Origin of the sequence: Coleofasciculus sp. FACHB-712 (assembly GCF_014695635.1) — a bacterium.
Taxonomy (GTDB): Bacteria; Cyanobacteriota; Cyanobacteriia; order Cyanobacteriales; family FACHB-T130; genus FACHB-T130.
On the sequence record NZ_JACJOQ010000238.1, the window covers coordinates 1 to 10,075 of the forward strand.

The window sequence follows — 10,075 nt, forward strand, 5'->3', positions numbered from 1 at the left end:
GTAAGGAGCAGAGTTGACACTTAACATAGGACAAGCCGATAGTATTCATCGGTAGAAGCCTGTAATCATGTCTAAAGACACCCTCGTTACCGCCGTTGCTAGTTTTCTATGAAGAACTCCCCAAATTCGGGTAATGAAACAGCAGCTACCCGTTCCAATCGGCGTCTATGGGTACTCTTAAGCCGCACCGGCCTTGGCCTGGGAATTATCCTGTTGCTTGGCACAATTGGCGGGGTCTGGTGGGCGTGGATTTTTGTCCATCAGCGGTTAGCACCAATTGTTGAAGAAAATCTCAGTCAAACGCTGAAACGACCCGTGCAGCTGGGGAAAGTCGAAGGCTTTTCCATCAACAATCTGCGCTTTGGTGCCTCCTCGATACCAGTTACGCCCACTGACCCCGACCGCGCTTCGGTAGAGGGTGTAGACGTGGTTTTTGATCCACTAGCGCTTCTCTTTAGGCGGACTTTGGAGCTAGATATTACCCTGGTCAACCCTGATATTTACGTTGAACAAGACAAAGAGGGGCGCTGGGTTTCTACGGAACTGAAGTCAGAAGAACCGAGCGGGCCGATTAAGACGGATATCCAAAGCGTTCGGGTTCAAAATGCAGACGTTGTGCTGGTACCAACGCCCAAAATTGTAGAGAGGAAAAAAGGCAGCCAGGAAGCAAGAGGAAATGTAGATGCAACGCTGCCCTCTCAAAATCTCCCGCGCAGTAACACTCAAGACACCCTCTCCAGACGACTGGAATCTCTGCTTCCTAGAGCAGAGAGGAGGGGGGTACCAGTCGCTTTTCGTCAGGTAGGCGGTACGGCTCGCTTTTTCGATAACAACCAGCGGATTCGCTTTGATGTCAGCGCTCAATCTCAGGTCGAATTAGGGGCACCGACAAAAAGTGTCCCTCAAAAACAGCAGGCCAATCCAACACCTGCGCCCATCCAAAGCAGCCTCAAACTTTCTGGTGAATACCGCGCCCCAACCGGACAAACCAACCTGCAAGTTCAAGGGCAGAACCTGAGTGCAGTCGATGTCGATCGTTTAGCGAAGCTGCCAATAGACTTGTATGCAGGGCTGTTGGATGGCAACTTGGAAGTCCGATTCCAAAATGAAGAGCGAGCCACATTTCTGGGAACAGCTATCCTCAAAAATGTGAAAGCGCAGGTTGCAGAGGTGCCGCAACCGTTTAACAATGCCAACGGACTCGTGCGATTCAACGGATATGCGATCGCGCTGGAGAATGTCAGCGCTCTTTACGGTCAGGTTCCCGCAGTTGCCAATGGGGTTATTGATACCCAAGAAGAAAAGGGTGGGTACAACATTGCCGCCCAAGTGAAATCGGTCGCGATCGCGACTGCCCTCAATACTCTCAAAGTAGAGTCACCCTTCCCCGTAACTGGACAAGTCCGCGTTGACGTGCAGCTCAAAGGAGCGCTGGAAAAACCGATCCTCTCAGGAACCGTCGCCACCCTCCAGCCCACCGAAAAAGTGCCCCTAATCGTAGATAAGGTAAACTTTCGCGGCATCAGCGGTCAATTTCAGATGATCGATACCCTCCTCACCATTACCAACATCCGTGCCTTGCCTAGCGTTGGCGGCAGACTGGCTGGTAATGGTCGCATTCAGATGGGCGACAAAGGAGGATTGGTATTCGATGTCATCGGTCAAGACATTCCAGGGGATGCCGTTGCCCAGATTTACAACGCCAAGCCGAGCAATATCCAAATCGGCACCGTAGCCGCCAAAGCACAGCTTTTTGGCACCACCGGCAACCTCCAGACCGTCGTGCAAGTTCAGGCACCCCAAGCCACCTACCCAGGCAGTGGAGAAGTCATCGTTACTCAGGACAAAACCTACTTTCGCAACACGACTCTGAGGGTCGGGGCAGGCACCGTCAACCTCAAAGGTCAGGTGGCAGAGGGTCGCTGGGAAGTGGCAGGCGTTGCCGATGATGTTCAACTAGCACGTTTGGCAGAACTCCCGCCACAGTTGCAGTCAGCCCAGGCAGATGGGGCGTTTAATCTAGCGGGAAGTGTCAATTCTTTCCAAGCGGAAACGATTCGCGGCACCGCACAAGCGAATGTCCGGGTTGCTGGTGGCACCGTCAAGGCATCAAAAATTGCGCTGAATGCAGGGCGCTGGCAAGCTTCTGGGCAGGCTTCTGCTGTCCAGTTGAGGCAGCTAGCCCCGCAACTGCCACCGCAATTCCAAAATCAAACCGCAAATGGTTCTTTTAACTTATCTGGAAGTCTAGCTGCCTTTAAACCCGAAACCATTAGCGGCACCGCATCGGTTCAACTGAATATTGGCGGGGGCAGCGTCAATGCCTCAAACGTTCGGCTGAACAACGGTCGTTGGCAAGCTTCTGGACAAGCGTCTGCCATTCAATTAGCAACGGTTTTGCCCCAATTACCCGTCCAAGGGCGACTCAATAATGGTTCCTTCAACCTGTCAGGAAGTTTGGCGGCTTTCACCCCGGAAACGATTAGCGGGACTGCCCAAGGAAATCTTCAGGTTGGCGGTGGTCGCGTCAGTGCCACCAACGTGGAGTTTGGCAACGGTCGCTGGCAAGCTTCTGGGCAAGCTTCTGGCGTCCAGTTGGCAACGGTGTTGCCCCAAATTCCGCCGCAATTCCGAGGTCAGCTGAATAATGCTTCCTTTAACGTCTCCGGTAGTCTGGAAAATGTCAGCGCCGAAACGATTACCGGAGAAGCTTCTGGACGTCTGAATCTTGGCGGGGGCACCGTTACCGCCTCGAATATCCAATTTAACAACGGTCGCTGGCAAGCTCGCGGACAAGCCTCTGGGGTACAACTAGCAAGGGTGTTTCCCGAACTGCCGCCGCAATTCCAAGGTCGGTTGAATAATAGTTCTTTTAATGTATCGGGGAGTCTGGGGGCGTTTAGCCCGCAAACCGTTACCGGAACTGCTTCTGGAAGCCTGAATGTGGGTGGGGGAACCGTCAGTGCCGCCAATGTAGAGTTTGGCAACGGTCGCTGGCAAGCTCGCGGACAAGCGTCTGAGGTTCAGTTAGCAACGCTATTTCCCGAACTGCCACCGCAATTCCAAGGTCAGCTGAATAATGGTTCTTTTAATGTATCGGGAAGTCTGGCGGCTTTTACGCCAGAAACTCTTAGCGGCACGGCTTCTGGAAGCCTGAATTTGGCTGGAGGCAGCGTCAGTGCCGCCAACGTACAGTTTGGCAACGGTCGCTGGCAAGCGTCTGGTGAGGCGTCCAATATCGAACTTGCTAGGGTGTTTCCCCAATCGCCCCAATTCCAAGGGCAACTGAATAATGGTTCTTTTAACCTATCCGGAAGCTTAGCCGCTTTCAGCCCCGAAACGATTACTGGCACGGCTTCTGGAAATCTGAACTTGGGTGAGGGAAGCGTCAGTGCAGCCAACGTACAGTTCGGCAACGGTCGCTGGCAAGCTTCTGGCGAGGCGAATGGGGTTCAGTTGGCAAAAGTATTTCCCCAGCTGCCCCCGCAATTTCAAGGTCGGCTGAATAATAGTTCCTTCAACCTATCCGGCAGTTTGGCTGCCTTCACCCCGGCAACCCTGAACGGGACGATTTCTGGAAGTTTGAATGTGGGGGATGGCACCCTCACCGCCTCAAATGTCCAACTCCAAGACGGGCGCTTTGCGGGTTTAATTTCTGCTAACAATGTTGATCTAGAACAGCTTGCCGCAGCATTACCCGATTCCGTGCCGGTTCCGGCGCTGCGAGGACGGGTGAGTGGCAACGTTGATGCTTCTGGGTCGCTGAGTGCTGTCAATCCGGCGGCTATCCGAGCAACCGGACAGTTGCGCGTCGAGGATTTTGCCGCCAATGACTTAGTGTTCGACCCCGTTCTCACCGGGCAAATCAATTTAGTCCCCGGACAGCCGAGTAGCGTTGAGCTGGCAGGCAATCAACAAGACCGGATTTCGCTGGTGTTGTCGCCTAGCTATCAACCCGTCTCTTTTTTAGTGAAGCGTGACGAGGTAGTGGCACAAGGCAACCGAGACGGCGATTTATTGGTGGTGGATGTACAAAACGTTCCGCTGAAATTGTTGAAAGATTTAGCTCCCCGGAATGCCTTAGCAAGTTTACCGCCAGCGATCGCATCCCAACCCATCGAAGGTAAACTTTCTGGAGATTTTATCCTGAATCTCGCCAATTTTAATGTTGCCGGGAATGATGTAGCGATCGCTCAACCCGTGCTTGGTACCATTAAAGGCGATTTGCTGACCATCGGCAGTTTCCGCTATGCCGATGGTACCGCCACCTTGGATGGGGGAGAGTTCCGCCAAGGCGAAAGTCTATACGCCCTCGCCGGTAGCGTCACTCAAACCTCCAGCGGCCCAGAACTGCAAGGTTCGCTGAAAGTGGCTCAAGGAAAAATCCAAAACGTCCTCCCCCTCCTGCAAATCTTTGATTTACAAGACCTCGCCAGAGGCGGACAACCTCCTACCTATGCCAGCGCCGCTGAGGTTAAACCCCAACCCGTTGGTCTACCCAATGCGACCCTGGAAGCTCAACTGCGCCGCTTGTCGGAAATAGAAGCCATCCTTGCCGCCCAGAAAGAGGAACGGGAAGCTTCGCCCATTCCCGAACTCAAAGACCTCACCGGCAATTTCTCCGGCGGAATCAAAGTAGCAGCTTCCCCTAGACAAGGCATTAACCTCGACTTTGACTTTGGCGGCAATAACTGGAAGTGGGGCAGAGACGACCAACCCAATCGTCTCTACACTGCTGATAATGTGATTGTCAAAGGCAGCTTCCAAAACGGCGTCCTCACCCTTCTGCCCTTACGAATTGAATCTGAAGAAACGCTGCTTGCCTTCACTGGCACTCTTGGCGGAACCGAACAAAGCGGTCAGCTGCGCCTAAGAAATGTCCCAGTCGCTCCGTTCCAAGAGTTTGCCAATTTGCCAGTCGATATCACTGGTAATCTCAATGGAACCGCAACCCTAGCAGGCAGCATCAACAATCCCCAAGCCATCGGCGAACTGGCTCTCACCGATGCCACCCTGAACCAAACCGCCGTCCAAGCGGCGCGGGGCAGTTTCCGATACACCAATGCGCGTCTGACCTTCAGCAGCACCATCGCCACTGCCGAAGCTGGGGAGCAGGCAAACCCAGAAGCCGGGGAGACTCCGCCCGATACTCAACCTGCAACAACTCCTCGTACCCCATCTCCAATCGCCAGTATCCCCTCGACGACTCAAATCACTGGCAGCATTCCCTTTTATCAGTTGCCCTTTGCCTCCGTTGCACCCGATAACAACCAACTCAGCCTGGATTTAAACGTTCAAAATGAGGGACTTTCCCTGTTAAACCTGCTTTCGCGTTCTGCTGTCACTTGGGTGGATGGTACCGGACAAGTGCAACTCAACGTTCAGGGTACGGTGAATCCAAATACGGGCAAATTAAACCAGCTTGTCGCTAACGGGATTGCGACTGTTGACGATGCCACTATCAAGGCGCAAGCTTTGCCCGAACCGCTCACCGATGTCAACGGTAGGGTCTTATTTAACTTTGACCGCATCCAAGTAGAAAACTTCCGGGGTGACTTTAGTGGTGGTGAAGTGGTCGCCTCCGGAGCCATCCCCATCTCAGGCACGGGGCAAGAGTCGGGGGATAAACTCACGGTTAGCCTTGAAAAACTCGCTGTAAATTTGAAAGGGTTATACTCAGGCGGCGTCAACGGCAACGTGGAGATTACTGGCTCGGCTCTCAATCCGCAAATTGGTGGTGAAGTGCGACTTGCCGATGGTCGGGTGCTGATAGGAGAGACGGCAGGGGATGGCACAAACGGAACGGCTTCACCCGGTGGTGGTACCGCTACCCCATCATCCCCAACCTCTGACGAGCAACCCTTCACTCCCACATTTAATAACCTGCAACTGGCTTTAGACAAAGGCGTCGAAATCTCCCGCCCACCACTGCTGAGTTTCCAGGCGACTGGTGGCTTTACTCTCAATGGCACTTTGGATGAACCTCAGCCAAAGGGGACGATTCGGCTAACCAGGGGTCAGGTGAATCTATTTACGACTCAGTTCCGCTTGGCACGCGGCTACGAACACACGGCTGAGTTTACCCCCAGTGAGGGACTTGACCCGGTTCTAGATATTCGGCTGGTCGCGTCTGTTTCCGAAGTAACCCGCAGCCGGATTGCTGACACAACCGCCACGGGTATTGTGAGTAGTGAAATTAGCGATGTTCCCGCTACCAATTTGGGGGCATTGCGAACGGTTCGCATTCAAGCCAGAGCCACAGGTTCGGCAAGTCAATTGGCAGATAATCTGGAGCTGACCAGTAATCCGCCTCGCAGCGAGAGCGAAATTGTCGCTCTTTTGGGTGGTGGCTTTGTGGAAACGCTGGGTCGAGGAGATACCACGCTAGGACTCGCAAACTTGGCAGGTTCGGCACTGTTGACACCTTTCCAAAATGTGGTGGGAGATGCGTTGGGATTGAGCGAGTTTCGCTTGTTCCCCACAGTAGTGAGGGATGAAAAGTCCCGCACTTCAACGTTGGGCTTGGCGGCAGAAGTTGGGGTTTCCGTCACTCCTAAGCTTTCTGCCTCTGTATCGAAGATTTTGACGGCTGATGAGCCTCCTGAGTTTGGTGTCACTTATCGAGTCAATAATGAGATTCTGCTGCGAGGTGGCACCGATTTGTCTGGGGAAACCAGGGGAGTGGTGGAGTATGAAAAGCGCTTCTGAAAAAAAGGACTGAGGACTGAGGACTGAGGGCTGAGGGGTAGAGATGTCAGGGGTGAGCAGTCAGGGGTGAGAAGTGACTATCGAGAGAATTGCCAACGACCTCGGTGTACTGCGTTGAGTGTGGCAATATATTCCTCCAAGTTAAAAGAAGACTCCGTTTCTTTTTGAGGGAGGGTTTCTTCAATGACAAGCGGCAAACCCAACATCGCCGCAGACGTATTCACTAGACAGTTGCCCAAATTCGTGGCATCGTAGCCACCTTCTAACAACAGCAGGTAATGCCCACCCACAGAAGCGATCGCTTCTGCGACTAAACGGGTTAGGTTGTAGTAAAGTTGGGCACTCAGGCACAAGCCTGCACCAGGATCGTACAGGTAAAGATGATTGATATCATCCAAATGTCCATCAAACCCCGCCGATACAATCACGATGTCGGGTTTAGCCTGGGCAATCAGGGCAGGTACAACGGTCTGGAACAACGCCCAATACTCATCATCTGCTAGCTTCGCGGGTAGCGGCAGGTTGATAATGTTACCTTGTGCGCCAATATCCGCCAGATTGCCGGTTTGCGGGTAAAGCTCTGCGCCGAATTGGTGGAGCGAGCAAAAAATGATGCGCGGGTCGTCCTGTACGATGTTTTGGGTACCATCTCCGTGATGCAAGTCCCAATCCAGAATTAAAACACGCTCTACACTTTCTTTTTTTAAGCAATACTTGGCTGCGATCGCTGCATTATTAAATAAGCAGAAACCACCCGCTTTTTCGCGTCCGGCGTGGTGTCCAGGCGGACGGTTTAAGCACAAAGCGCTTTGAATCTGCCCGGACAAAATGCCCTTAAGGGCGCTAATTCCTGCCCCAGCGGAAATCAAGGCGGTTTTGTAAGAGCCGGGGCTTACATAGGTAGACTCAGCCAAATACCCGCCAGCCGCACTGATTGCCCGGACTTGAGCAATGTATTCCGATGTGTGTACCGCCTGTAAATCCTCTTCCGTTGCCGATTCTGGCTCAAGAAGAGTCATCTGCTGGCTTAACCCAAAATCTCTTAGCGCTGCCATTGCTGCTGTCAGGCGACTGCTGGATTCCGGGTGGGGAACCGGACTAACGACTGGGTAAGGAAACTGAATTTGGTCTAACGTGTAAACTGGGTCAAGCAAATCTTGCCCTGCTACCCGGTGATATAAATTATTTCCTTCGACCCTAATTTGACCAGGATCGTGTATAGCAAAATCAGGCGTATAAATTAGGGCAATTGGCAACATCTTGGTCATTAGTTATTCGTTCTTAGTTATGAGTCCTCAGGTAACAACTAATGACTTTTTATCCATTACCCATTGTCCGAAAATGGCATTTATGGATTTTTTGCAGGACTTGTATCGCTGCTCATTGGCTTGCGCTTCATCAACCTGGGACTCATACCAATCGCTGTGCCAGCAGGAACTGGGTATATCTTAGTTGGTTTAGGAGGAATTTTTGCTGTACCAACTCTCTATTTCAAAGAAAACCGGCTCTTACGAACTGTTGGAGCCATTGTGTTAATTGTGGCAGCCCTCATTTTTGCGTTTATTTTGCGTTTATTGGATTGAGTTCCTACTGGGCACATCTTGCTAACTTCTCGACGTGGCAACCCATGCCAAAGTAATTGCCGTAAAACGACTCCAGTAAACTTACAAGGAGTAATCCGATGATTACATATCGCACCGTTTCGATCGATGGTTTAGATATCTTTTATCGAGAAGCTGGTTCTCGCGATAATCCAACGATTCTGCTGTTGCACGGCTTCCCAACCTCATCTCATATGTTCCGCAATCTGATGCCCGCGCTTAGCGATCGCTTCCATCTCGTTGCTCCCGATTATCCGGGTTTTAGTAACAGTTCGATGCCAACTGTGGATGAGTTTGATTACACATTCGATCATCTGGCACAGATCGTCGAGAAATTTATCGCTGCGATCGCTTTCAAGAAATATAGCCTTTACTTAATGGATTATGGTGTTCCGATTGGTTATCGGATTGCGGCTAAAGCTCCAGAGCGCGACACCGGGCACTTTGCGCTGGAAGAAGATGGGGATGCGATCGCAAACTACATCCGTCAATTTCTCGCGTCACGGCTTCAACCCATCCCTGCCTAATGAAAACAAAGAAACACTACTTTGATTTTTGTTGATTCTCTTAGGCTATGAAGTAAGCAATGAAAACGATTGAACGAGAAAGATACTCAACGTCAACAAAGTTTTAGAGGGTTTACAGATGAAGATTTTTGTTGCCGGAGCAACAGGAGCAATCGGTCGTCCGCTACTCAACCAATTACTTGCCAGAGGTCACGATGTTATAGCTCTAACCCGCTCCCCGGAAAGGGCACAGTCATTAGTGGCAGAGGGAATAGAGCCTGCGGTCGCGGATGTATTCGACGCTGATTCAGTTAAAGCGGCGCTCGCCCGCGCTCAACCGGAAGTGGTGATTGAACAACTCACCGCCCTACCCAGGACTTACAGTCGTGAATCCATGAGTGCAGCAGCGCCTCTGAATACGCGCATTCGGTTAGAAGGGGGTGCCAACGTGCTGGCGGCTGCACAGGCAGCAGGGGTGCGCCGCTACCTGAGACAGTCGGTCGCCTTCTGGGGAATTCCCGGTACTGGATTGGCAGATGAGGAAACACCGTTATCGCTTGATGCCTCCCCCGCCGTTGCCGCCGATGCTCGCCTCGTAACTGAGATTGAACACCGTTTATTGGAAACATCCAATCTCGAAGGAATTGCTTTACGCTATGGTTTCTTCTACGGACCCGGCACCTGGTTCAACCCCGATGGCGATGTAGCACAACAGGTACGACAGCAACAGTTCCCCATTGTGGGAAATGGCGAAGGTGTTTGGTCGTGGTTACACATTGAGGATGCAGCGATTGCCACAGTTGCAGCCGCAGAGCAGGGCAATCCTGGTGTTTATCTGATTGCGAACGATCGCCCTTTAGCGGTGCGCGAATGGCTCCCTGCGTTTGCTCGATCGCTGAATGCTCCACCACCGCCACAGGTATCAGTTGAGGATGCTCTGAAAAGGGATGGTGGTGCGGACATTGTTTACTACCAGACTCAGATGCGAGGCGTATCGAATGCCAAGGCAAAACGCGAACTGGATTTTCAGCCGCGATCGTTGGAGTGGATCGTTGACAGCGCCGTGGCTGATGCCAGTTAACGTTCTAGCATCCAGATGGCTATCGTAATCAGGAAGAATGAAGGCATCATGACAACTCAAAATGTAACCATTCCAGCCTTTTCAGGCGGCAGTTTTAACGCCTATCTATCAGCACCCGATACTCAGCCTCGTGCAGGGATTGTGCTGATTCAAGAAATTCTTGGGGTCAATCCGAATAT

The 10,075-nt window shown here is 52.1% G+C and carries 4 protein-coding genes and 1 pseudogene; 4 read left to right on the top strand and 1 reads right to left on the bottom strand.

The window, feature by feature from the left end:
- The first annotated feature begins 108 nt into the window (after window positions 1-108).
- On the top strand, window positions 109-6,708 hold the full coding sequence (locus tag H6F50_RS06895; RefSeq protein ID WP_190427853.1) for a translocation/assembly module TamB: 6,600 nt from the start codon (window positions 109-111) through the stop codon (window positions 6,706-6,708).
- Window positions 6,709-6,785: 77 nt separating this feature from the next.
- Here the strand turns inward: H6F50_RS06895 and H6F50_RS06900 are convergent, their stop codons facing one another.
- Window positions 6,786-7,976: a histone deacetylase gene (locus tag H6F50_RS06900; RefSeq protein ID WP_190427855.1), complete on the bottom strand. Its 1,191-nt coding sequence runs from the start codon at window positions 7,974-7,976 to the stop codon at window positions 6,786-6,788.
- Window positions 7,977-8,039: 63 nt separating this feature from the next.
- Here H6F50_RS06900 and H6F50_RS06905 point away from each other — a divergent pair, with 63 nt between their 5' ends.
- The 3 genes and pseudogenes from H6F50_RS06905 to H6F50_RS06915 all read left to right on the top strand — a co-directional run bounded on the left by H6F50_RS06905 (window position 8,040) and on the right by H6F50_RS06915 (window position 9,896).
- Window positions 8,040-8,291, top strand: coding sequence for a DUF981 family protein (locus H6F50_RS06905; RefSeq protein ID WP_199292029.1), 252 nt, complete (start codon window positions 8,040-8,042; stop codon window positions 8,289-8,291).
- 98 nt (window positions 8,292-8,389) lie between these two features.
- Window positions 8,390-8,740: pseudogene (locus H6F50_RS06910) on the top strand (alpha/beta fold hydrolase); the annotation flags it as partial.
- Between the two features lie 214 nt (window positions 8,741-8,954).
- Window positions 8,955-9,896 (top strand): NAD(P)-dependent oxidoreductase, encoded by a 942-nt coding sequence (locus H6F50_RS06915; protein ID WP_190427858.1) that lies wholly within the window; start codon window positions 8,955-8,957, stop codon window positions 9,894-9,896.
- Window positions 9,897-10,075 lie beyond the last annotated feature (179 nt).

Bases quoted from the DNA above. Each gene is read 5' to 3' on its own strand.
- H6F50_RS06895 (WP_190427853.1), top strand. From the start codon at position 109: ATGAAGAACTCCCCAAATTCGGGTAATGAAACAGCAGCTACCCGTTCC.
- H6F50_RS06900 (WP_190427855.1), bottom strand. From the start codon at position 7,976: ATGACCAAGATGTTGCCAATTGCCCTAATTTATACGCCTGATTTTGCT.
- H6F50_RS06915 (WP_190427858.1), top strand. From the start codon at position 8,955: ATGAAGATTTTTGTTGCCGGAGCAACAGGAGCAATCGGTCGTCCGCTA.